This is a genomic window from Sphingomonas hominis, from assembly GCF_013328205.1.
GTDB lineage: Bacteria > Pseudomonadota > Alphaproteobacteria > Sphingomonadales > Sphingomonadaceae > Sphingomonas > Sphingomonas hominis.
The window spans coordinates 88,025-108,278 of sequence record NZ_JABULH010000001.1 but is presented as its reverse complement, the minus strand read 5'-3'; the positions used below and the strand labels follow the sequence as shown (position 1 = coordinate 108,278).

26 protein-coding genes are annotated in these 20,254 nt (G+C 66.2%); 16 read left to right on the top strand and 10 right to left on the bottom strand.

All coding sequences use genetic code 11. The features are described 5' to 3' along the window. Nucleotides 1-281: 281 nt before the first annotated feature. The 3 genes from HRV97_RS00590 to petA are packed head-to-tail and all read right to left on the bottom strand — an operon-like array spanning nt 282 to nt 3,044. The gene (locus HRV97_RS00590) at nt 282-1,124 is read right to left on the bottom strand and encodes a cytochrome c1 (RefSeq protein ID WP_174191770.1); all 843 of its coding nucleotides are present in this window, start codon (nt 1,122-1,124) and stop codon (nt 282-284) included. 34 nt (nt 1,125-1,158) lie between these two features. Next, entirely contained in the window at nt 1,159-2,445 is a 1,287-nt protein-coding gene (locus HRV97_RS00585; RefSeq protein ID WP_174191769.1) for a cytochrome b, read from the bottom strand. 11 nt (nt 2,446-2,456) lie between these two features. Next, nucleotides 2,457-3,044: a ubiquinol-cytochrome c reductase iron-sulfur subunit gene (gene petA, locus HRV97_RS00580; RefSeq protein WP_174191768.1), complete on the bottom strand. Its 588-nt coding sequence runs from the start codon at nt 3,042-3,044 to the stop codon at nt 2,457-2,459. 174 nt (nt 3,045-3,218) lie between these two features. Here petA and HRV97_RS00575 point away from each other — a divergent pair, with 174 nt between their 5' ends. The 3 genes from HRV97_RS00575 to HRV97_RS00565 all read left to right on the top strand — a co-directional run bounded on the left by HRV97_RS00575 (nt 3,219) and on the right by HRV97_RS00565 (nt 5,174). After that, nucleotides 3,219-3,665 carry a tRNA (cytidine(34)-2'-O)-methyltransferase gene (locus HRV97_RS00575; protein ID WP_174191767.1) on the top strand — a complete coding sequence of 149 codons (447 nt, stop codon included), beginning with the start codon at nt 3,219-3,221 and terminating at the stop codon, nt 3,663-3,665. 66 nt (nt 3,666-3,731) lie between these two features. After that, complete coding sequence (gene hemF, locus HRV97_RS00570; protein ID WP_174191766.1) at nt 3,732-4,574, top strand: oxygen-dependent coproporphyrinogen oxidase; 843 nt, start codon at nt 3,732-3,734, stop codon at nt 4,572-4,574. A gap of 6 nt (nt 4,575-4,580) precedes the next feature. Further along, nucleotides 4,581-5,174, top strand: a complete 594-nt coding sequence (locus HRV97_RS00565) for a GNAT family N-acetyltransferase (protein WP_174191765.1) — start codon at nt 4,581-4,583, stop codon at nt 5,172-5,174. Here the strand turns inward: HRV97_RS00565 and HRV97_RS00560 are convergent. After that, nucleotides 5,144-5,890 carry a hypothetical protein gene (locus HRV97_RS00560; RefSeq protein ID WP_174191764.1) on the bottom strand — a complete coding sequence of 249 codons (747 nt, stop codon included), beginning with the start codon at nt 5,888-5,890 and terminating at the stop codon, nt 5,144-5,146. The two genes, HRV97_RS00565 and HRV97_RS00560, sit on opposite strands and share 31 nt — an antisense overlap. Before the next feature lie 10 nt (nt 5,891-5,900). Further along, nucleotides 5,901-6,752, bottom strand: coding sequence for a hypothetical protein (locus HRV97_RS00555; RefSeq protein ID WP_174191763.1), 852 nt, complete (start codon nt 6,750-6,752; stop codon nt 5,901-5,903). A gap of 380 nt (nt 6,753-7,132) precedes the next feature. Between HRV97_RS00555 and lipB the strand changes: the two genes are divergently transcribed. From lipB to HRV97_RS00540, 3 genes are all read left to right on the top strand, one after another. After that, on the top strand, nt 7,133-7,888 hold the full coding sequence (gene lipB / locus HRV97_RS00550; protein ID WP_246248471.1) for a lipoyl(octanoyl) transferase LipB: 756 nt from the start codon (nt 7,133-7,135) through the stop codon (nt 7,886-7,888). A 91-nt stretch (nt 7,889-7,979) separates the two neighbouring features. Next, nucleotides 7,980-8,264 carry a hypothetical protein gene (locus HRV97_RS00545; protein WP_174191762.1) on the top strand — a complete coding sequence of 95 codons (285 nt, stop codon included), beginning with the start codon at nt 7,980-7,982 and terminating at the stop codon, nt 8,262-8,264. Between the two features lie 539 nt (nt 8,265-8,803). Then, complete coding sequence (locus HRV97_RS00540; RefSeq protein ID WP_174191761.1) at nt 8,804-9,490, top strand: hypothetical protein; 687 nt, start codon at nt 8,804-8,806, stop codon at nt 9,488-9,490. Nucleotides 9,491-10,147: 657 nt separating this feature from the next. On the opposite strand, the gene HRV97_RS00535 is transcribed toward HRV97_RS00540, so the two are convergent. Further along, nucleotides 10,148-10,396: a DUF2171 domain-containing protein gene (locus HRV97_RS00535; protein ID WP_174191760.1), complete on the bottom strand. Its 249-nt coding sequence runs from the start codon at nt 10,394-10,396 to the stop codon at nt 10,148-10,150. 104 nt (nt 10,397-10,500) lie between these two features. Between HRV97_RS00535 and HRV97_RS00530 the strand changes: the two genes are divergently transcribed. From HRV97_RS00530 to HRV97_RS00495, 8 genes are all read left to right on the top strand, one after another. Next, on the top strand, nt 10,501-10,734 hold the full coding sequence (locus tag HRV97_RS00530) for a hypothetical protein (protein WP_174191759.1): 234 nt from the start codon (nt 10,501-10,503) through the stop codon (nt 10,732-10,734). Next, a complete protein-coding gene (locus HRV97_RS00525; protein ID WP_174191758.1) occupies nt 10,731-10,940 on the top strand; it encodes a hypothetical protein in 210 nt (69 codons plus the stop codon). The genes HRV97_RS00530 and HRV97_RS00525 overlap by 4 nt, the downstream gene beginning before the upstream one ends. A 5-nt stretch (nt 10,941-10,945) precedes the next feature. After that, nucleotides 10,946-11,998, top strand: a complete 1,053-nt coding sequence (locus HRV97_RS00520) for a ribonucleotide-diphosphate reductase subunit beta (protein WP_174191757.1) — start codon at nt 10,946-10,948, stop codon at nt 11,996-11,998. Nucleotides 11,999-12,009: 11 nt separating this feature from the next. Then, nucleotides 12,010-12,537, top strand: coding sequence for a BAR domain-containing protein (locus HRV97_RS00515; protein ID WP_174191756.1), 528 nt, complete (start codon nt 12,010-12,012; stop codon nt 12,535-12,537). Next, nucleotides 12,530-12,910, top strand: a complete 381-nt coding sequence (locus HRV97_RS00510) for a hypothetical protein (protein ID WP_174191755.1) — start codon at nt 12,530-12,532, stop codon at nt 12,908-12,910. Before HRV97_RS00515 ends, HRV97_RS00510 begins: the two co-directional genes overlap by 8 nt. Nucleotides 12,911-12,973: 63 nt before the next feature. Next, nucleotides 12,974-13,567, top strand: a complete 594-nt coding sequence (locus tag HRV97_RS00505; RefSeq protein WP_174191754.1) for a hypothetical protein — start codon at nt 12,974-12,976, stop codon at nt 13,565-13,567. A gap of 184 nt (nt 13,568-13,751) precedes the next feature. Next, the gene (locus tag HRV97_RS00500; RefSeq protein WP_425505723.1) at nt 13,752-14,072 is read left to right on the top strand and encodes an HNH endonuclease; all 321 of its coding nucleotides are present in this window, start codon (nt 13,752-13,754) and stop codon (nt 14,070-14,072) included. A gap of 388 nt (nt 14,073-14,460) precedes the next feature. Then, on the top strand, nt 14,461-15,102 hold the full coding sequence (locus tag HRV97_RS00495) for an opacity protein (RefSeq protein WP_174191753.1): 642 nt from the start codon (nt 14,461-14,463) through the stop codon (nt 15,100-15,102). Between the two features lie 163 nt (nt 15,103-15,265). Here HRV97_RS00495 and HRV97_RS00490 read toward each other — a convergent pair whose 3' ends face one another. From HRV97_RS00490 to lepB, 4 genes are all read right to left on the bottom strand, one after another. Then, nucleotides 15,266-16,159: an alpha/beta fold hydrolase gene (locus HRV97_RS00490; protein WP_174191752.1), complete on the bottom strand. Its 894-nt coding sequence runs from the start codon at nt 16,157-16,159 to the stop codon at nt 15,266-15,268. Continuing rightward, nucleotides 16,156-16,461 (bottom strand): EthD family reductase, encoded by a 306-nt coding sequence (locus tag HRV97_RS00485; protein WP_174191751.1) that lies wholly within the window; start codon nt 16,459-16,461, stop codon nt 16,156-16,158. The genes HRV97_RS00490 and HRV97_RS00485 overlap by 4 nt, the downstream gene beginning before the upstream one ends. 223 nt (nt 16,462-16,684) lie before the next feature. Further along, on the bottom strand, nt 16,685-17,380 hold the full coding sequence (gene rnc / locus HRV97_RS00480) for a ribonuclease III (RefSeq protein ID WP_174191750.1): 696 nt from the start codon (nt 17,378-17,380) through the stop codon (nt 16,685-16,687). Then, entirely contained in the window at nt 17,377-18,192 is an 816-nt protein-coding gene (lepB, locus tag HRV97_RS00475; RefSeq protein ID WP_174191749.1) for a signal peptidase I, read from the bottom strand. The genes rnc and lepB overlap by 4 nt, the downstream gene beginning before the upstream one ends. A 130-nt stretch (nt 18,193-18,322) precedes the next feature. Here lepB and pgi point away from each other — a divergent pair, with 130 nt between their 5' ends. Beyond that, on the top strand, nt 18,323-19,831 hold the full coding sequence (pgi, locus tag HRV97_RS00470; RefSeq protein WP_174191748.1) for a glucose-6-phosphate isomerase: 1,509 nt from the start codon (nt 18,323-18,325) through the stop codon (nt 19,829-19,831). After that, the gene (locus HRV97_RS00465) at nt 19,828-20,208 is read left to right on the top strand and encodes a DUF4174 domain-containing protein (protein WP_174191747.1); all 381 of its coding nucleotides are present in this window, start codon (nt 19,828-19,830) and stop codon (nt 20,206-20,208) included. Before pgi ends, HRV97_RS00465 begins: the two co-directional genes overlap by 4 nt. The last annotated feature ends 46 nt before the right edge of the window (nt 20,209-20,254 follow it).

The window sequence follows — 20,254 nt, the reverse complement described above, 5'->3', positions numbered from 1 at the left end:
TGAGCCGAGGTCCCGCTTCTTCTTGCAGCGGCCGAGATTAGCGGGGGTCCCGGGTTAAGCCCGGGATGACGGTGGTGGGAGCGTGGCGGGTGGTGTCGGGCGGTCGCGCACCACCTGCCCCACAAGCGACAACGGCCGGAGCGTTAGCGCCGGCCGTTGTTCGTTGTCTCTGCCGGGAGCGCCGCGGGCAAAGCCCGCGTCGTCGGTCGGCGCTGTAGCGCCGCCGGCCGATCGAGCGCGAGTGGCGGGCGGCAGCTATGCTGCCGACATGCCGCGCTCGATCAGTGCTCCACCCCCCTCCAAACGTTCTGATACGCACCCCAGGTCAGGAACACGAAGATCACCAGGAAGATCACCGCAGCGAGCCCTGCGGCATGGCGCGCCTCCAGATTGGGCTCGGCAGTCCAGGTCAGGAATGCCGCGACGTCGCGTGCCATCTGATCCTTCGTTGCGCGGGTGCCGTCCGAGTAGGTCACCTGCCCATCCGCGGTCAGCGGCGGCGGCATCGCGATGTTGAGGTTCGCGAAATACGGGTTGTAGTGCAGCCCCGGCGGCGTCTTGGCACCCGGGAACTCCTTCAAGAGCTCGGCCGGCTGGTTGCGGTAACCGGTCAGCAGCGCGTGGACGTAATTGTCGCCGTCCTCGCGTGCCTTGGTGATCAGCGACAGGTCGGGCGGCAGCGCGTTGTTGTTGGCGGCGCGCGCGGCGACCTCGTTCGCGAACGGCGACGGGAAGACGTCGGACGGCAGGTTCTTGCGCGTCGCAGGCTCACCTGTTTCCGGGTTCACGCTCGGCTGCTCGATCACCCACTGATTGGCGATCGCCTTCACCTCGGCCTCGGAATAGCCGATCTTCTGTAGGTCGCGGAATGCGACATACTTGAGCGAGTGGCAGGCGGCACAGACTTCCTTGTACACCGCGAAGCCGCGCTGGACCTGCTGGCGGTCGAACTTGCCGAACAGGCCGGCCGAGGGCAGCCCGATCCGCTCCGGGTGGAGGTGGAAGACGTGTTCCGCGCTCTCGGGCGCGGGATCGGTGATCGCGGTCCTCGCGGTGCCGATCAACGCGATCGCCAGCACGAAAACGAACGCCGCGCCGATCACGATCGAAATGAGACGAGCCATTGTGTTCTTTATCCCCTTTTCGTCGCTGCTCGGCTCAGCTCGCCATCGCGGTCTTGGCGGGCGAGGTACCGGCGTGCTTCTCCAGCACCGCCTCGGTGATCGAGTTCGGCAGCGGGCGCGGACGCTCCGACGCCGAGACCAGCGGCAGGATGATGAGGAAGTGCGCGAAATAATAACCCGCGGCGATCTGCCCGAGAATCACGTTGCGCGCATTCGCCTCCGCACCGCCGACGTAGCCGAGCACCAGGATGTCGAGCAGCAGCACGACCAGGAAGCAGCGATAGGTCGGACGGTAGTTGGCCGAGCGCACCGGCGACGAGTCGATCCACGGCAGGAAGAACAGCAGCAGGATCGAGCCGAACATCGCGAGCACGCCCCACAGCTTCGCCGGCAGCAGGAAGTCGGCGGTGAAGCTCTTCAGGATCGCGTAGAACGGCAGGAAGTACCATTCGGGCACGATGTGCGCCGGCGTCGAGAGCGGGTTCGCCTCGATGTAATTGTCCGGGTGGCCGAGCAGATTGGGCGAGAAGAAGATGAGTGCGGCGAAGATCAGAAAGAACACCGCGACGCCGACGCCGTCCTTGGCCGTGTAATAGGGGTGGAACGGCACCGTATCCTGCTCGCCCTTCACGTCGACGCCGGTGGGGTTGTTCGACCCCGGAATGTGCAGCGCCCAGATGTGCAGGATGATGACGCCCGCGGTCACGAACGGCAGCAGATAGTGAAGCGAGAAGAAGCGGTTGAGCGTCGCATTGTCGGGCGCGAACCCGCCGAGCAGCCACACGCGGATCGACTCGCCGACCAGCGGCAGCGCCGAGAAGAAGCCGGTGATGACCTGCGCCCCCCAGAAGCTCATCTGCCCCCAGGGAAGCACGTAGCCCATGAAGGCGGTCGCCATCATCAGCAGGAAGATCGTGACGCCCAACAGCCACACCATCTCGCGCGGCGCCTTGTACGAGCCGTAATAAAGCCCGCGACCGATGTGGATGTAGACCACCGCCAGGAACATCGACGCGCCGTTCGCGTGCGCGTAGCGCAGGAACCAGCCCGCGTTGACGTCGCGCATGATGCTCTCGACCGAGCCGAACGCGACCGCGCCGTTGGCGGCATAATGCATGGCGAGCACGACGCCCGTCACGATCTGACACACCAAGGCCGCGCCCGCGAGCACGCCGAAATTCCAGAAATAGTTGAGATTGCGCGGCACGGGATAACCCGCACCGATCGCGTTGTAGACGAGGCGCGGCAGCGGCAGCTTCTCGTCCACCCACCGCATCAGCGGCTGCTTCGGCTCATAATGCTTGGCCCAGGGAAAGCTCATCTGCTGCTACCTCAACCCACCGTCACGACGGTGTCGGAATTGAATGCATATTCGGGGACGACCAAATTCTTCGGCGCTGGACCCTGACGGATGCGACCCGCGGTGTCATAGGCCGAGCCGTGGCACGGGCAGAAATAGCCGCCGAACGGGCCCTTGTTCTCGCCCTCGCCCGCGCCCAGCGGCACGCAGCCCAGGTGCGTGCAGACGCCCAGCGTGATCAGCCAGTTCTTCTTGCCCGCCTTGGTACGCTCTTCCAGCGTCTGCGGATCGCGCAGTTCGGAGATGCCGACCGCGTCGGCGGCGGCGATCTCGGCCGGGGTCAGGTTGCGCACGAACAGCGGCTGCTTGCGGAAGCTCGCCTTGATCGCCTGTCCGGGCTCGATCTTCGAGATGTCGAGCTCGGTCGTCGACAGCGCGAGCACGTCGGCCGATGGGTTCATCTGGTTGATCAGCGGCAGCACGATCGCGAGCGCGCCGACCCCGGCGAACGAGACGGCGGCGATGTTGATGAAGTCGCGACGGCGGGGATCATGGAAGGTGTCGTCCGCGAGGAGCGCGGGGTCCTCACCCGGAGGAAGCCGATCGTCGACAGTCGCCATTCACACGCGCCCTTGCATTGCCCTGCGGGGCACGTGGCGAGCCTGACACGCCCGCGTACCCCCCTTGTCGGCCGGCCATCCCCCGACCGATCCCTTGATCGCCTGATAGCCAAGCCGCCGTCGCTTTGCCAATCCCATTTTGCAGATGCGTAACGAGCCGGTAAGGCTCCGCCCATGCGTATTGCGCTGTTTCAACCCGATATCGCGGGCAATGTCGGTACCATGTTGCGGCTGGCGGCGTGCATGGGCGTGGGCGTCGACCTGATCGAGCCGATGGGCTTTCCGTGGAGCGACCGCGCGCTGGCGCGGGCGGGCATGGATTACGCCGCGGCGGCGAGCGTGACGCGCCACGTCGACTGGGAGGCGTTCGTTGCCACCGCGAGGGGCCGGCTGGTGCTGGCGACGACCAGCGGCGCGGTGCCCTACACGCAAGCGGCGTATGCGGCGGACGACGTGCTGCTGTTCGGCTCGGAAAGCGCGGGCGTGCCGGCCGACGTGCACGCGCGCGCCGACCTGCGCGTGCGCGTGCCGATGCGTAGCGGCATGCGCTCGTTGAACGTTGCGGTGTCGTGCGCGATGATCCTGGGCGAGGCGCTCAGGCAGACGGACGCGTGGCCCTAGAGTCGAGCAACGTGAGACATTCTGCCGCCTCGACGCGGGGGCCCCTCGCCCGCTAAGCGCAGCCCCATGTTCCAGCTCGACGACCAACAGACCCAAGCCCGCTCCTGGTTCGAGCATCTGCGCGACCTGATCTGCGCCGAGTTCGAGGCGATCGAGCGCGAGGCGGGGTCGGATGCGACGTTCGACTATCTCGCCTGGGACCGCGCCGACCCGTCGGGCGATCCCGGCGGCGGGGGCGTACGCGGCGTGATGAAGGGCCGCGTGTTCGAGAAGGTCGGCGTCAACGTCTCCACAGTCGGCGGCACGTTCGAGGGCGAGTTCGGGCGCACGATCCACGGCGCGGGCGAGGACCCGCGCTTCTTCGCGACCGGCATCAGCCTCGTCGCGCACATGGCCAACCCGCACGTCCCCGCGGTGCACATGAACACGCGCTTCCTGCGTACCACCAAGCAGTGGTTCGGCGGCGGCGCGGACCTCAACCCGCCGCTGCCGGTGGCGGAGGATACCGCGGACTTCCACGCGACGCTGAGGGCCGCGTGCGAGCGCCACGACGCGGGTTACTACCCGCGGTTCAAGGAGTGGGCGGACGAATATTTCTACATCCCCCACCGCAAGGTGCATCGCGGCGTCGGCGGCATCTTCTACGATCACCTCGAGAGCGACTTCGCCCGCGATCTGGCGTTCACCAAGGATGTCGGGCGCGCGTTCCTCGACACGTATCCACGGATCGTCAGACGGCGCATGAACGACGCCTTCACCGCTGACGATCTGGCCGAGCAGCGCCGCTGGCGCGGGCGCTATGCCGAGTTCAACCTCGTCTACGATCGCGGCACGTTGTTCGGGTTGAAGACCGGCGGCAATATTGACGCGATCCTGATGAGCCTGCCCCCGGTCGCGAATTGGGACTGAGGCGAAGTGGCGCTGATCCCGGTCGCGGACGGTGAGCTGGCGACGATCGTCACCACGCTGGAGATGGTGCGGCGCCCGCCGCTGCGCCCCACGCCCTCCTCGCCGCTCCGGCTCGTGCGCTGGGCCGAGCCCGCGCCGGACAAGTATCGCGAACTGTTCCGCCGCGTCGGCGCGCGCTGGCTGTGGTTTTCGCGGCTGGTGATGGACGATGCGGCGCTCCTCGCAATTATCCATGATCCGCGCGTACAGGTGTTCGCCGCGGTGGACCCGGCGGGGATCGAGGTCGGCATGGTCGAGCTCGACTTCCGCCACGATGGTCAGTGCGAGATCGGCTATTTCGCGCTGGTGCCCGAGTTGACCAACAAGGGGCTGGGCCGCTGGCTCATGGCGGAAACGCTGGCGCGCGCCTGGGTGCCGGGCGTGGCCCGTGTCGCGCTCAACACCTGCACGCTCGACCATCCGTCGGCGCTCAACTTCTACCGCGCGCAAGGGTTCGTCGCGGTCAGGCGCACGATCGAGACCTTCACCGATCCGCGCGCGCTCGGACTGCTACCTGAGGATGCCGCGCTTCAGGTACCGCGCCTCGCCAGCCGCAGATAGGCGGCGACGCCGATCATCAGCACCGCGACGTGATACGCGCCGCCGAGCAGCGCCACCGCCGCGTTCACCAAGCTCAGCACCAGCGGATTGTCATTGCCGGGTTGGCGCAGCCACTCGTCGGCCGACAGCAGCGGCACGATCGCGAGCCATTGCAGCAGGAACACCGACACCACCGCGCCCGCTAGCGCGAAGCCTGCGCCGCGCGTCGCGCGCCAGCTGACGCGCACCGCCTGCGCGGCATTCGGCCGCGTCGCGCGCGCGAGCAGCGGGAACGCCGCCGCCAGCCGCCCTTGCACCCACAAGCCCGGCAGCACGAAGAACCACATGCCGAGCCCGACGGGGATCGCGACCAACAGACTGGCGACCGCGAAGGGCACGAACCGCCGCGCGGCGGTGCGAAGCGCGTCCGCCACCACCGGGCGATCGGGGTCGAGCAGCAGGATCGCGATCGCGGCCAGCCCGAACACGCCGATCGCGTCGGCGAGCAGGTACCAGATCGCGTTCGCCTGTCCCCACATTCCGACCTGCGCGATCCACGCTTCCAGCATCGGCTGGTCGCGCGGCGCGGGCGGCAGCGGCGGCAAGGGATCGCACAACAATTGCACCGCAAAGGCGGGGAACACGACCAAGGGCAGCGCGAGCCGCCCGATCAAATCGGCCTCGCGCCGGAACAGGGTCCAGGCGTCGGCGAGCAGGCGCGAAAAGGTGAGCGTCATGGAATGCGGATCATGTCAGGGGATGCGCGTCCGTCGCGGCACCTGCTGCCCCTATGCCAGCTGCCGGCGCCTCGCGCTCGCACGCAGCGACGTAGAAGCGGGTGTAGAACACCGACTGCACGACCGTCAGCGGCGCGGTGACCGCAGACGACGCGACGCTGGTCACGAATTTGACGCTGTTGAGCGCGCCAGGGCCGAGCAGCAGCCACGCCACGGCGCCAACTACCGTGGTCACCGCTATAACGCTTACGACCACGACGATAGCATAGAGGATGACGACGCCGACCAGCCGCAGCGCCGACCCGCGCGTCAGGCGGAAGCTGCGTGCAAAGGCGCCGATCCCGCGCCGCTCGTTGACGATCACCGCTAACAGCGGCACGAGCTTGGCGGTCAGCCACAGACCTGCGATCATTGCGAGCAGCGCAGCGATGCCGGCCAGGTTGAGCGCGTCGCCGCTCGCCCGCGCGAAGCTGAAGGTGCCGTTGGTGGGATCAACGGTCGCGCCCGCTTGCACGATCAGCAGCATGATCGGGATCAGAACGGCGAACAAGGCCACGCCGATCAGCGCGATCGCGCCCAGTGCGGGCAACAACCGCGCACCCGCAATGCGGATCGCGCGCGCGGTGTCCACCGCGGGGTCGCTCGCCACCGCAGTGATCGCCAGCACGCCCGCGATCAACAGCACGCTTGCCACGATCGACACCAGCGAGGCGACGGCGGCGAGCGGCGTGGCCGGGGTCGCGAGGCTACTGACGATGGCGCTCACCACGCCGGGGACGAACAGGAACAACGCCGCCAGTTGCGCCAGGATGCCGCCGCGTCCGCGCAGCACGTCCATCGTGCGGTCCCAAACGAGCCCCATGCGCACTATCGTCACCCCCGTTCGTTCCGACACCAGCCACCGCCCGCACGGCTGCGGACACGGTCGCTTGCCTCCGGCCTAGCCGATCCGTCGCCGGCTTGCCAATGATCTGCGGTCGCGTGCGAGCCTTGCCTGTCGTGGCGGCGGGCCGAGCTGCTGGGGTGTGGGGTTTACTGAGGGACGTTCGAGAGGTCGGCACATCCACCGCGAGAACTTGAGGTTACGTGATTCTTTCACGGGCACGTGCAACGCCCGTCGCACAAACGATTTCAGGCCTGCCTCTCACTGGCAGCCCGTGTGCGCGTGCGGCTCGTTGCAGAGCCAAGCAGGTGCGCCGGACGTGACACCCGTCCCCCGCGTCGCGCGTAGCAAGCGCCCTGATGCCGACGGTAGGCCAAGGTCGTGCACGCCCGCGCGCACCACCTGCCGCACCGGTTGCGCTTCCGCGCCGCGCGTCGCATCTGGGCCGCGTGGACGGGATCGACGATATTGAATGGCGCGTGACGCCGGGGCTGACGCCGTACGACACCGCGCTGGCCGAGATGGAGGCGCGCGCGGCGGCGGTCGCTGTGGGCACGGCGCGCGAGCTGATCTGGCTGCTCGAACATCCACCGGTCTATACCGCGGGCACCAGCGCCGACCCGGCCGAGCTGGTCGATCCGCGCTTTCCCGTCATGCCGGCGGGGCGTGGCGGGCGTTATACCTATCATGGCCCCGGGCAGCGCGTCGGTTATCTCGTGCTCGATCTGAACAAGCGTGGGCGCGACGTACGCTGCTTCGTTCACGCCGTGGAAGGCTGGGTGATCGCGGCGCTCCGCCACGTCGGGATCGAGAGCTTTCGCGCGCCTGGCCGTATCGGCATCTGGGCCCACGACCTGAACGGGCAGGAGGCCAAGATCGGCGCGATCGGGATTCGCGTGCGCCGCTGGGTGACGCTGCACGGGTTCGCGGTCAATCTGGCGCCCGACCTGTCGCATTTCGGCGGGATCGTGCCGTGCGGCATCGCCGATTATCCGGTCACGAGCGCGCAAGCGCTTCAAAAGCCGGTGGATCATGCAACTTTCGACGCGGCGCTGGCGTTCACGCGACGACCTTTTCTCCAAAGCCTTTCTTGTCCCCGTGAAATCGAGGCTTGAGGGGTGGTCGCGTACCGATTACCATCAAGCCTGATTTGGGTATTTCCATGACCCCAACGGTCTCCAAATCTACAGTCTAGGGAGCAAATTCATGCGTGCCATCATCACCAAGGTTCTGACCGGCTCGACCATCGCAGCAGCTGCGCTCGCCGTTTCGGCATGCGGTTCGAAGACCGAGACCACCACCGACAACACCATGATCACCGACATGAACGCCACCGAGGGCATGGACACGATGTCCGACAACATGACCGCCGTCGACGGCAGCATGAACGGCGGCATGATGGCCAACGACACGATGGGCGCCGGCATGGGCGGCAACGACATGATGATGTCGAACACCATGTCGACCACCACGACCACCAACGCGATGTAATCTGCCGGTCACGGCGATTATCGTGTGAAAGGCCGTCCGGGCGACCGGGCGGCCTTTTTCGTGTGCGCCGCGCCTCCTCGCCCGGTTGCTGTTGCGGAGCTAGAGCGATGTTCGACCAGTTTGGCACGCGTTGCCCGGTCGCCCCGAACTCGATCCAGGATCCCGCTTCTTGGGAACAGCAGGAGGAGGTAGCAGGGTCCGGGATGACGATAAGATGAAGCACTCTGACACCGCTCTGCTAGATCCCGGTGTTCGCTCGCGGCACTCCGCTTCTTTCGGCGTTGCAGTGCCGAGATGAATGCCAGCGAGGCGGCACGTCCGCATCCTCAGATTGGAGCAGCAGATGAGCCCGCGCGCAGCGATGATCGGGCCCGGCTGACACTTGCCACATCGTTGCGTGCACGTTCCGATCGCTTCTCGCTTTTGCGATGGAACGCAGCGGAATCGTGGCAGAAAACGCTTGGGCGCGTTAACCAACGTTGGTAAAAGCGCCGATCACGGGGCACGGTCGGGGCCGCTGCGGGCGAGGAGTTACATTCATGTCGTTGGTTCGGTTCGTCGGCCTGGGCGCCGCAACCGTTTTGGCGTTGTCTAGCGTGTCGGCGTCGGCGCAATTCTACCTGAAGCACAAGGATCTGAGCGGAGCCGCGGTGACCGGGACCGAGGCCGATATCGGCCAGTTGCTGCCCGGCGCGACAACGGCGGAACAGCGCGCCAGCGTGGCGTGGAACATGCGCGCCGCGTTGAACGTCGCGGCGCTGCAATGCCAGTTCGAGCCGACGCTGCTGACGGTCGACAACTACAATGCGCTGCTGACCGACCACAAGGACGAGCTCAAGTCGTCCTACGACACGCTCACCAAATACTTCGTCCGCGTCAACAACAAGAACCCGCGCGCCAGCCAGCAGGCGCTCGACCAGTTCGGCACGCGGACCTATTCGGGTTTCGCGACGGTCAATTCGCAGTTCAACTTCTGCCGCGTGGCGGGCGACATCGGGCGCGACGCCTTGTTCCTGCCGCGCGGGCAGTTCACGCAATTGTCGCTGGATCGGATGCGCGAGCTGCGCAACAGCCTGACGCCGTGGGGTGACCAGGCGATCGTGCGCATTGGCCAGCCCAGCCCGGCGACGCTGCCGCGGTTCGAGAAAGCGTGCTGGAAGGGCAGCGAGTATAACGTCAAGCGCTGCGGCGAGCCGCTCGTCCCCTACGCCTACGCGGCGCGCTGATCGCCGAGCCCGCGCGGGTGCATCTGCGCGGGCGTTGCGTTGCGGCGTCAATGGCTGGTCGTAGTCTGGGGCACTTCTCGACCGGTTCGCCCCTCACCCTCTCGTCGGCCTGGACTTGGTCCGGGACCCCGCTTCTCTGACGAGGTCGGAGAAGGCAGCGGGATCCCGGATCAAGTCCGGGATGACGGTGAGTGGATGTCGGTGAAATCTGCCACAGCTACGCCGCACCTACGCGAGTCGCAGGACGTGCACGGCAGGAACATAGCCGGTACACCGGTCGAAGCGCGCGCAGAACGGCCACGCCGGCGACGGTTCCGCAATCACTAGATATTGCGCTTCAATCACGCACCAACACCTAGATATCGAATTTACTCACAGAAAAAGCACCCTCGCGCGACGCATGCGGGGTGGCAGCGGCTGCGCCATTCCCGTAATATGCGTCGGTGTCGAACGACGTCCACCGGACGTGTGTCGGCGCATGATCGGGAGCCGCAGGTGGTCAGCATGGACGGACGAGCGAGGGGATCGGGCACGCACGCGCCGCGTCGCCGCACGCCTTTCGCTTGCCTACGCCGGACATGGAAAGCCCCGGCGCATGCACCCGCCGGGGATGCACGAACCGGGGCTCGCTCGCGTTACCGCCTGGGCGGTGCGCGCTTACTCGGTTTCTTCGAACTGCACCGCTTCCGCGCCGTTCGCCGACAGGCGGACCTTGCCGTCCTCGACGTCGGCCACCAGGCCGAGCGAGATGTAATGGTGCTTCGCGCCCTGCCCGTCCTCGGTCTGCGGCGAGTCGTTCTTGGTCAGCTTGATACGGTCACCCTCGACCTTGTCGACGGTGCCGACATGCGTGCCGTCTGCGCCGATGATTTCGGCATGTTCCTGGATCTGGCTGGCGTCGACCATCGTGTCACTCCTTGGTTGATGGGGTCGGGTGCCGAACGCACGATCGCGCGGTTGGTCGCATCGCCCGTGGTCGAAGCGTCGTCGGTCGCACGGCCACGCGCGGCATGAGCTGGTCGGTCATCATCATGTACGCGGTCGCCGCCGTGCTCGCGCTGATCGGCGCCGGGCTGCTGCTCGCGCTCACGCGGCCGAGCGGCCCGGCCAAGGTCTATGTGTTCCGCATGGTCGGCATCATGCTGCTGGCGGGCGGCATCGTGCTGGCGATGAGCGCGACCGCGATGCGCGAGTGGAGCGCAGAAGACTCGTTAACCGCGAACGTGCAGGGCGTGGGCCGATGAGGCATCCGCTCGCCCTGTTCGCCACGGTCGCGCTGCTGGTCGCGGGCGCGCTGCTGTTCGCGCTCGGCCTCGTGCAGCTTCGCCGCCGCCACCTGCCGCGCGCGGCCCCCACCCGTGCCGCGCTCGCGGGTGCGCGCGATTGTTTCCTCGGCGCGCTGACGCTCGGCGTCGCCGGCCACCACCTCAACACCATCATCTCGGAGTAACCCCCATGTCCCTCCTTCACGCCTCCAAGCAGTACAAGCCGTTCGAATACCCCTGGGCGTTCGAGTTCTGGAAGCGCCAGCAACAGCTTCACTGGCTGCCCGAGGAAGTGCCGTTGGGCGAGGATTGCCGCGACTGGGCGCAGAAGCTGACCGATCACGAGCGCAACCTGCTGACGCAGATCTTCCGCTTCTTCACCCAGGCCGACGTCGAGGTGCAGGATTGCTACCACGAGAAATACGGCCGCGTGTTCAAGCCGACCGAGATCAAGATGATGCTGACCGCATTCAGCAACATGGAGACGGTCCACATCGCGGCGTACAGCCACCTGCTCGACACGATCGGCATGCCCGAGAGCGAGTATGGCGCGTTCCTCGAATATGCCGAGATGAAGGACAAGCATGATTACATGCAGAACTTCGGCGTCGACAGCGACGAGGATATCGCCCGCACGCTCGCGATGTTCGGCGGCTTTACCGAAGGCGTCCAGCTCTTCGCCAGCTTCGCGATGCTGATGAACTTCCCACGCTTCAACAAGATGAAGGGCATGGGGCAGATCGTCAGCTGGTCGGTGCGCGACGAGAGCCTGCACTGCGAGGGCATCATCCGCATGTTCCACGCCTTCTGCGCCGAGCGTCAGTGCCTGACCAAGGCGGTCAAGGACGACATCGCCGACGTGTGCCAGACGACGATCCGGCTGGAGGACAATTTCATCGACCTCGCGTTCGAGATGGGTCCGGTCGAGGGGATGAAGCCCAAGGACATCAAGAAGTACATCCGCTACATCGCTGACTGGCGCATGGGGCAATTGGGGCTGAAGCCGATCTACATGATCGACGAGCACCCGATCCCCTGGCTGACCCCGCTGCTGAACGGTGTCGAGCACGCCAACTTCTTCGAAACCCGCGCGACCGAATATTCGAAGGCCGCGACCAAGGGCCAGTGGAACGACGTCTGGGACGCGTTCGACAAGCGCAAGAAGGCGAAGGACGCCAAGCCCGCGAACGAGGATGTGGTGGCTGAGGCGGATATGTTTGGGGCGACGGTGGCTGCTGAATAAGGAGCCAATAAGTGCCTTGGCTCTTCGACCCTGCCAACTCGGCTGCTGTTGGAGCGTATGGACTTATACTAGGCATTATCGGCTTACCACTCACTTTGTGGGGCCTATATATTACCTTCAAACAGGCTCGGCTGGCGACTACGTCAGCCGACCTAGCCATTAATGCCGTGAAGGAATTTAAAGCGAGAGTTTCTGAGCAGGATACCTCTCGCGATATTTCAGAAGCCCTCTACGCACTAGATATCACCAAGCGTCATATCGGCAATAATGCATGGAGGGATGCGCTAGATAGCTACGAAGATGCTAGAAGAGCGTTCATCCGGATCAACTTGGCCAACGTGCCTCTTGCAAACCAAAGCCGTATAGATTTGCAAAAGGCAATAAATCAAATGAATGCTTTTTGTGACAAAGTAGAGGCTGCTCTTTCGGGGAAGTCTGATTACCCCGAGACGGTGAAGGTTTCCGCAATAATAAGAAGGAACTATGAGTTACTACTTACGGTTCAAAACGGTTTAACCGAAGGACCTGCAAATGGCTGACCACATAACTAAATATGCTACCTTGGCTCGGAAGCTATACGAGAATACTTCCAATGGTATGGTGCATTGGCAACTTACAGGCTGGCAAGAAAGCCTGCCCACCGCTCATTTGGGCGGATATATCGTTAAACTTAGTAAAAGTGAAAATGAGTTAGGTGGTCCAGTGGTGAGCGTTTCACTATTCGACAACGCGGATGAGTATGTCGATGGTTTCACCGATGAGACTTTAGTAGATCAAGAAACCAGCATATTTGGTGTTCCTAACTTTTGGCAGCTTCTAAATCAATTGTACAACGCAGCATGGCGCTACGCTAAAGGTGCTGATAAGGCATTAGACGCCGTTTTAAAGGACTTAGACGACACACCTTTTTAGCACCTGTCCTACACGCCCCTTCCCCGCATACCTCCTCGCGCTCCTCTCACACGGAGCACACACATGGCCGCCCGCCGATCCGCCGCCGCTCGTTCGCCCGAACACGACCGAACCCACGACAACGTCACCGACCTGCCGCTGCCCCCGCCCGTTCCCGTCCGCGTGCGCGCCGATGGCTGGACCGCTGAGCGGCAGCGGACCTTTCTGGTCGTACTGGCAGAGACGGGTTCGGTCAGCGCGGCGTGTCAGGAGGCGGGCGTCTCGTCGCGCTCCGCTTATCGCCTGCGCGCGCGGCCCGATGCGGAGGGCTTTGCGCGTACCTGGGATCAGGCGCTCAAGATCGCGACGGTGCGGCTGACGACACTCGCGTTCGAGCGCGCGACGCGCGGTACTGTCCGCGAGGTGTGGAAGGACGGCCAACTCGTCCAGACGACGCGCGAGCCGAGCGATCGCCTGCTCGTCTTCCTGCTCCAGCATCTATTGCCCGCGGGCAAGCCGGGCGACCGCTGGGACGGGTTCGAGGCGATGACCGATGCCGCGCGCGGCACGTTCCAACGCTCGCTCGGCACGCTCGGCGATCACGCGTGCGAGATGGTGCCGGTGATGGTGGAGGACTTCTTTCCCGAGGAGCCGAGGGACGATCGGGACGCGACGTGAGGCACCGCCGTGAAACCCGCGTCGCAGGCGACCGCCCGGAACGTCCTCGCGCGCGCGCACATGCGTAGGGGTGTGACTTTCGTGACCTTCCGCCCTGCGCCGATACCGCGAACAGGCGATGCAACCCGCGCACCGCACCGCGCGTCTGTCTCGGCAGCATCAGGGAGGATCGGTGGCGGGACGGGTGAAGCGCAAGGCGGGGTTGGCGGAGGCCGAGGCGCTGGTCGCCCGCGCGGCACCGCCGCCAGCGTGCGCCTTGTGCGGCCGGCCGCTGGGCGTGAAGGTCGAGTGGCACCATGTCGTCCCCAAGAGCGAGGGCGGCACGCATACCGAGCCGGTGCACCCGATCTGCCACCGCGCGATCCACGCCGCCGCCGACAATCGCGCGCTGGCGGTCGCGGGGACGCTGGATGCGATACGCGAGCTGCCGGTGATGCAGCGCTTCCTACGCTGGATCGCGGACAAGCCGCCCGACTTCCACGCGCCGACCAGGCGCGCGCGCTGACCCACAGCGGCGGCGCGATGGGGGTCAGCGAACAGGGTCGCCATCGACACCGCGGCGGGCACGACTGCGCTTTGACTGCGGGTGTGGGTGCGGAATCGACTCGGGTGCGGCCGCATCGCTGCCTCTCACCGCACGTTGGCGAGCAAGGCGGAACATGGCGCGGTGCGGCGGCTTTGTGGCACGGCCTCGACGGTGCGGCAGCTTTGTGGCAGCCTCGTTCATCCTCTCGCAAGAAAGCGTGTCGTTCCGGCCACAGTCGCGATTTAGTCGGCGGCGAGCGGTCGATTTGCGCAACCCTGTTCACATCCGCCGGTTACGTGGACCTCGGGTACGCTGCTGATCGGGCGGCGACCCCCGATAAACAGATAAAACTATACCGAGGTTCATCATGCGTAAGCTCGTTCTTGCGACGGCCGTTGCCGTGTCCGCTCTCGTCGCCGCCCCCGCCTTCGCGCAGGACGCGTCCTACCCGTCGACCACCGACACCACCTACGGTCAGACGACCACCACCGACACGGCGACCGCGCCCGACGGCACCAAGGCGTTCGGCTTTGACCCGTATTTCGCGATCCGCGGCGGTTGGGAGCAGTTCGACAGCGAGAGCAACTCGGCCGGCATCCCGCAGGTCGATCGTCGCAACAAGCTGAACGGTTCGCTGGTCGAGGGTCTGGTCGGCTTCAACGTGCCGCTGAACGCTTTCTTCATCGGCGCTGAGGGCAACGTCGCCAAGGGCGTGTCGGGCGACATCGATTGGCAGTACGGCGCCGCCGGCCGCTTCGGCTTCCGCGCGGGTGAGAGCGGCCTGTTCTACGGCAAGGTCGGCTACCAGTGGGTCAACTTCGACAAGCGCGTGAACACGGACCGCGACTTCGACGACGTCACCTACGGCGTCGGCTTCGAAGTCGGCCCGAAGGACATCGGCCTGGGCGGCCTGACCGGCAACGCGGGCTTCCGCCTGCGCGGCGAAGTGTCGTCGTTCGGCTGGGTGCACAGCTTCCGCCCGACGCTGGGCATCGTGACGCACTTCTGATCACCTGATCGAAGACCCGCGCCGGTTGTGTAGCGCGCGAACATAAGGGGGAGCGGAGCCATTAGGGTCCGCTCCCCCTCGTCGTATCCGGCGCCCCGCTCCTCCTGCTTTCGGGTCAAGAAAGCGGGATCCCGGATCAGGTTCGGGATGACGAGGGATGCGCTCAGGCGCGCGGCAGCCAGTCGGCGAGGATCGCGTTGACCGCCTCGGGCGCTTCCTGCTGCACCCAATGCGACACGCCGGGCAACCGTCGGATCGTCAGGTCGGATACGAACCGCTCGGTGCCGTTCAGCGTCTCCAGCCCGAGTGCGCTGTCCTCCTCACCCCAGACGATCAGCGTGGGCACCTCGACCCGCCCGCCGTTGCGCAGCTTCATCGCGTCGCGGTGGCGCGCGGCGGCACGGTACCAGTTGATCATCGCGGTGGCAGCACCCGGGGCTTGCGCCGCCGCCGCATAGACGTCGAGCACCTCGTCGGGAAAGCGCGCCTTGTCGACCGCCATGCCGCGAAACGCGTGCCGAACCGCGGCGGCATCTTTGGCGGTCATCGCTCGTTCGGGCAGCCACGGCAGCTGAAACGCCGCCATGTACCAGCTGCGCCGCCGCTGCGGCCAATGCTTCAACGCTTCGGCAAAGCAGATCGGGTGCGGCAGGTTCATTACCACCAATCGCTCCACCGGCCGCACCCGATTGATCGCGAACATCCAAGCGATCGCCCCACCCCAGTCATGCGCCACCAGCGTCAGCTTGGCCGCGCCGCTCGCGTCGAACAGCGCGGCGGCGTCGGCGACGATGCGATCGGCGCTGTACTGCTCGACACCTTCCAGTCGCGACGACGCGCCATAGCCGCGCTGGTTGGGTGCCCAGACGCGGTAGCCCATCTCTGCCAAGAGCGGCATCTGGTAGCGCCACGAGAAGTTGAGCTCGGGAAAGCCGTGGAGGCAGAGCGCGAGGTGATCGCCCTCGCCCGCCTCCGCCACTTCGAACGTCAGCCCATTCGCGGCGACGTCGTGGACCGTGATCCCGCTATCGGCGGGTGGCGACCATGCGGGGATCACGCCCGACGGCTGAGCTGGAATGTCGGTGTCACGCCGCAGAAGTTCGGGATGTCGGCGTTGACCTCGGCCGAGCGCGGGTTCGCCATCGCCTGCTGGAACGCTTCCATCGACGCGAACTCGACCTGCGCGATGGTCGAAAAGGCCGGCTCGCCCGACAGCCCGGCAAGCGCGTGATAGACGGTGGTGCCCGTCACCGCGTCGCCCCAGATCTCCTTCACCAGCGGCATGTGGTGGCTGGCGTAATAGGCCTCGTCGAACGGCTTGTCGGCGTCATAGGGATAGACGACGGTCATGGTCACCATATAGCGCGCTCCTTTGGCTGGCCGATCATCTACGCGCTCGGCGGCGTGACGGCTCCGAGCGGTGTCGTAACCTTTTGGAGGCGCAAGCGGCAAGGGAGCGCGAACGGGCCATGATGCTCGCGCGCCCTTACGTCATCCCGGCCTTGAGCCAGAATTCCGCTATTTATCTACCGGCACAAGGAAGCGGGACCCCGGATCAAGTCCGGGGTGACGTGGAGGTGTCCTATCCGCGGCGACGGCGCTTGGCCGGCGGCACCTGCTCCTGCAACGCCGCGAGCAGGGCGGCGGCGGCGGCGGTCTCCGCCTCCTGCTTGCTCGCGCCAACCGCGCTGGTCTCGTCCTTGCCGACCGCGACGCGCACGGTGAAGCGCGGCGCGTGGCCTGGACCCGAGCGGTCGGTCACCTCGTACGCCGGGGTCGCACGGCGGTTGGCGGCGGCCCATTCCTGCAGCGCGGACTTGGGATGCTGCGGCGCGGCGGCACCGGCGTGGATGCGGTCGGCCCAGAGACGGCGGACGACGTCGCGCGCGGCATCCAGCCCGCGCTCGCGGTAGAGCGCGCCGAGCAGCGCCTCCATCACGTCGCCCAGCACATTGTCGCTGCCCGCCGCGCCGTCGTCGCGCGCCTGCTTGCCGAGCCGCAGGTAGGGCGCGACACCCAGGTCGCGCACCACCGCGGCGCAGACCGAGCCGGTGACGAGCGCGTTGAACCGCTTCGACAAATTACCCTCGGGCTCGTCGGGGAACGTTTCGTACAGCCACTCCGCCATGATCAGGCCGAGCACGCGGTCGCCGAGGAATTCCTGCCGCTCGTAACTGTCGCCGGCGTGGCTCGAGTGCGTCAGCGCTCGCTCAAATGGCGCGATCTCGAGCGGGCGATAGCCGAGCCGCGCCTCGATCCAATCGGCGAGGTCGCTCAAAAGCCCTCCCCGATGCGGCTCCACCGCGCCGCCGACACCCAGGTCCACGGCTTGATCCACTCGGCCGAGCCGTCGGTCGACCAGAAATTGACGATCGCCTTGCCCTCGATCCGCTCCATCGGAATGTAGCCCATCCCCTCGGGTGGCGCGAAGCGGCTGTCGGCGCTGTCGTCGCGGTTGTCGCCCATCAGGAACACGTTGCCCGCGGGTACGCGGTAAACCGGCGTGTCGTCGGCGATCGCGATATATTCCTGGTCGAGCACGCGGTAGCTGCGGCCGCCGGGCAGCGTTTCACGGAACTGCGGGTAGCGGCAGATCGGCTGATTGTCCGCGCTGACGTCCTGGAATTGCGTGCCGCACTTGTCCTCGGTGAAATTGGGCGTGATCGGCACGATGAAATCGGCGATGCGCTGTTTCGGGATGGCCTTGCCGTTGAGAAACAGCTGCCCGCGGCGCATCTGGATCGTGTCGCCAGGCAGGCCGATCACGCGCTTGATCACGTCGTGGTCGTCGGGCTCCATGCTGCGAAACACCACCGTATCGCCGCGCGTCGGGTCGGACGCGAAGATGCGCCCCGGGATCAAGGGCAAACCGAACGGCAGCGACCAGCGCGAATAGCCGTAATTCCACTTTGACACGAACAGGTAATCGCCAATCAGCAGGCGTGGCAGCATCGATTCCGAGGGAATCGAGAAAGGCGCGAAGATGAACGAGCGCAGGATGAAGACGAACAACGCGAGCTTGAGCAGGAAGCGTAGCGTTTCCTTGGTCTCGGACGCTGCGGTCTTGCCCGCGGGGGTGCTGGTGGCCATGACTGCCCGGTCGCGCAAGCGGCGGTGCGCGTCAAGCGGCGGTTTCGGGACGACTGTTCCAGGCGCCGGACCCTTGGCGCGGCTCGCCCGTTCGGGCGCACGACGGATGATCGAAGTGGGATGAGAGACAATGGCTGACTGGTCAACGATCGAGGCACTGCCGCAGGAACGGCTGGAGGCGCTATTCGCCGCCGATCCGGCGCGGTTGAAGCGGCTGACGCTCGACGTCGCGGGCATCCACTTCGACTGGGCGAAGACGCATCTGACGCCCGAGATGATCGCCGCTTTCGAGCAGCTCGCCAAGGAGAGCGATCTGGCGGGCAAGCGCGAGGCGATGTTCTCCGGCGCGCACGTCAACGTGACCGAGGACCGCCCGGTCGAGCACACCGCAGAGCGCGGTGAGGGCAACCCGGACTCGGTCGCGCGCGCCGGCGCCTATCACGCGCGGATGCGCGCGCTGATCGACGCGATCGAGGCGGAAGCGTTCGGGCCGGTCAACCACATCCTTCACGTCGGGATCGGCGGATCGGCGCTGGGGCCGCACCTGCTGGTCGACGCGCTCGGGCGCGACTTCGATCGCTACGACGTGGCGATCGTCTCGAACGTCGATGGCATGGCGCTCGACGACGTGTTCGAGCGCTTCGATCCGGCGACGACGCTGCTGGTGGTCGCGTCCAAGACCTTCACTACCACCGAGACGATGATGAACGCAGAGAGCGTCATCGCCTGGATGGAGGGCGCGGGCGTCGAGGATCCGTACGGCCGCGTCGTCGCGGTCACCGCCGCGCCCGACAAGGCGATCGAATGGGGCGTCGACGAGACGCGCGTGGTGCCGTTCGGCGAGGGGGTCGGCGGGCGCTATTCGCTGTGGTCGTCGATCGGCTTTCCCGCCGCGATCAAGCTCGGCTGGGACCAGTTCGAGGAACTGCTGGAAGGCGCGGCCGAGATGGACCGCCATTTCCGCCTGTCCGCGCTGCACGAGAACGCGCCCGCGCTCGGCGCCTTCGCCGACCTTTACTACACGCAGGTGCGCCACGCCGAGACGCGCGCGCCCTTCGCCTATGACGAGCGGCTGCGGCTGCTGCCGAGCTACCTCCAGCAGCTAGAGATGGAGTCGAACGGCAAGGGTGTGACGATCGACGGCAAGCCGGTCGGGCGCCCGACCGCGCCGATCACCTGGGGCGGCGTCGGCACCGACGCGCAGCACGCGGTATTCCAGCTGCTTCACCAGGGCACGCATCTGGTACCCGTCGAGTTCCTGGCGGTGATCGAGGCGGGCGATACCTTGCCGGAGGATCATCACAAGAACCTGCTGCTCAACGCCTTCGCGCAGGGTGCCGCGCTGATGAAGGGGCGCGCCAACCCCGACGATCCCGCGCGCGCCTATCCCGGCGATCGGCCGTCGTCGACGTTGCTGCTCGACCGGTTGGATGCACGTACGCTCGGCGCGCTGATCGCCTTCTACGAGCACCGCGTGTTCGTGAACGGTGTGCTGCTGGGCATCAACTCGTTCGACCAGTTCGGCGTCGAGCTGGGCAAGGAAATGGCCAAGGCGGCGGCGAAGGGTGGCGGGGACTTCGACCCCTCAACCGACGATCTGATCAAGCGCGCGTTCGGCGGCGACGACGACGAGGCATGATCGTCGCGCTCGCCGTGGCGGCCGCGGGCGTGCCGAGCGTTGCCGAGATGAAGTGGCAGCGCCGGGTGCTCGTGGTCGCCGCGCCGAGTGGGGGCGATCCGGCGTTGGCGGCACAGCGCAACGCGCTGCGTGGCTGGCCGCGCGGCGCGGAGGATCGCGACGTGCAGGTGGTCGAGGTGATCGGCGACCGCGTGACGGGTGCGCGCGACGCGGCAACGGCGTTGCGTGCTCGATTGCGCCTGCCTGCGACACGCTTCGCGCTGGTGCTGATCGGCAAGGACGGTCACGTCGCGCTGCGCTCGGGCGAGCCGGTGCTCGCCGAGACGCTGCAAGGCCGGATCGATGCGATGCCGATGCGGCGTGCGGGGCAGCGCTGATTGCGGCAAGGCTGCCGCAACGCTATGTGTAATTTCTGACGGAGCT

Excerpts from the sequence above, each read along its gene's own strand:
- petA (WP_174191768.1), bottom strand. The coding sequence starts at position 3,044 with ATGGCGACTGTCGACGATCGGCTTCCTCCGGGTGAGGACCCCGCGCTC.
- lipB (WP_246248471.1), top strand. The coding sequence starts at position 7,133 with ATGCCGACGGTAGGCCAAGGTCGTGCACGCCCGCGCGCACCACCTGCC.
- HRV97_RS00530 (WP_174191759.1), top strand. The coding sequence starts at position 10,501 with ATGAGCTGGTCGGTCATCATCATGTACGCGGTCGCCGCCGTGCTCGCG.
- HRV97_RS00560 (WP_174191764.1), bottom strand. The coding sequence starts at position 5,890 with ATGACGCTCACCTTTTCGCGCCTGCTCGCCGACGCCTGGACCCTGTTC.
- HRV97_RS00505 (WP_174191754.1), top strand. The coding sequence starts at position 12,974 with ATGGCCGCCCGCCGATCCGCCGCCGCTCGTTCGCCCGAACACGACCGA.
- HRV97_RS00575 (WP_174191767.1), top strand. The coding sequence starts at position 3,219 with ATGCGTATTGCGCTGTTTCAACCCGATATCGCGGGCAATGTCGGTACC.
- HRV97_RS00495 (WP_174191753.1), top strand. The coding sequence starts at position 14,461 with ATGCGTAAGCTCGTTCTTGCGACGGCCGTTGCCGTGTCCGCTCTCGTC.
- lepB (WP_174191749.1), bottom strand. The coding sequence starts at position 18,192 with ATGGCCACCAGCACCCCCGCGGGCAAGACCGCAGCGTCCGAGACCAAG.
- HRV97_RS00465 (WP_174191747.1), top strand. The coding sequence starts at position 19,828 with ATGATCGTCGCGCTCGCCGTGGCGGCCGCGGGCGTGCCGAGCGTTGCC.
- HRV97_RS00510 (WP_174191755.1), top strand. The coding sequence starts at position 12,530 with ATGGCTGACCACATAACTAAATATGCTACCTTGGCTCGGAAGCTATAC.
- HRV97_RS00520 (WP_174191757.1), top strand. The coding sequence starts at position 10,946 with ATGTCCCTCCTTCACGCCTCCAAGCAGTACAAGCCGTTCGAATACCCC.
- HRV97_RS00525 (WP_174191758.1), top strand. The coding sequence starts at position 10,731 with ATGAGGCATCCGCTCGCCCTGTTCGCCACGGTCGCGCTGCTGGTCGCG.
- HRV97_RS00545 (WP_174191762.1), top strand. The coding sequence starts at position 7,980 with ATGCGTGCCATCATCACCAAGGTTCTGACCGGCTCGACCATCGCAGCA.
- HRV97_RS00585 (WP_174191769.1), bottom strand. The coding sequence starts at position 2,445 with ATGAGCTTTCCCTGGGCCAAGCATTATGAGCCGAAGCAGCCGCTGATG.
- pgi (WP_174191748.1), top strand. The coding sequence starts at position 18,323 with ATGGCTGACTGGTCAACGATCGAGGCACTGCCGCAGGAACGGCTGGAG.
- HRV97_RS00535 (WP_174191760.1), bottom strand. The coding sequence starts at position 10,396 with ATGGTCGACGCCAGCCAGATCCAGGAACATGCCGAAATCATCGGCGCA.
- HRV97_RS00555 (WP_174191763.1), bottom strand. The coding sequence starts at position 6,752 with ATGGGGCTCGTTTGGGACCGCACGATGGACGTGCTGCGCGGACGCGGC.
- HRV97_RS00540 (WP_174191761.1), top strand. The coding sequence starts at position 8,804 with ATGTCGTTGGTTCGGTTCGTCGGCCTGGGCGCCGCAACCGTTTTGGCG.
- hemF (WP_174191766.1), top strand. The coding sequence starts at position 3,732 with ATGTTCCAGCTCGACGACCAACAGACCCAAGCCCGCTCCTGGTTCGAG.
- HRV97_RS00590 (WP_174191770.1), bottom strand. The coding sequence starts at position 1,124 with ATGGCTCGTCTCATTTCGATCGTGATCGGCGCGGCGTTCGTTTTCGTG.
- HRV97_RS00485 (WP_174191751.1), bottom strand. The coding sequence starts at position 16,461 with ATGGTGACCATGACCGTCGTCTATCCCTATGACGCCGACAAGCCGTTC.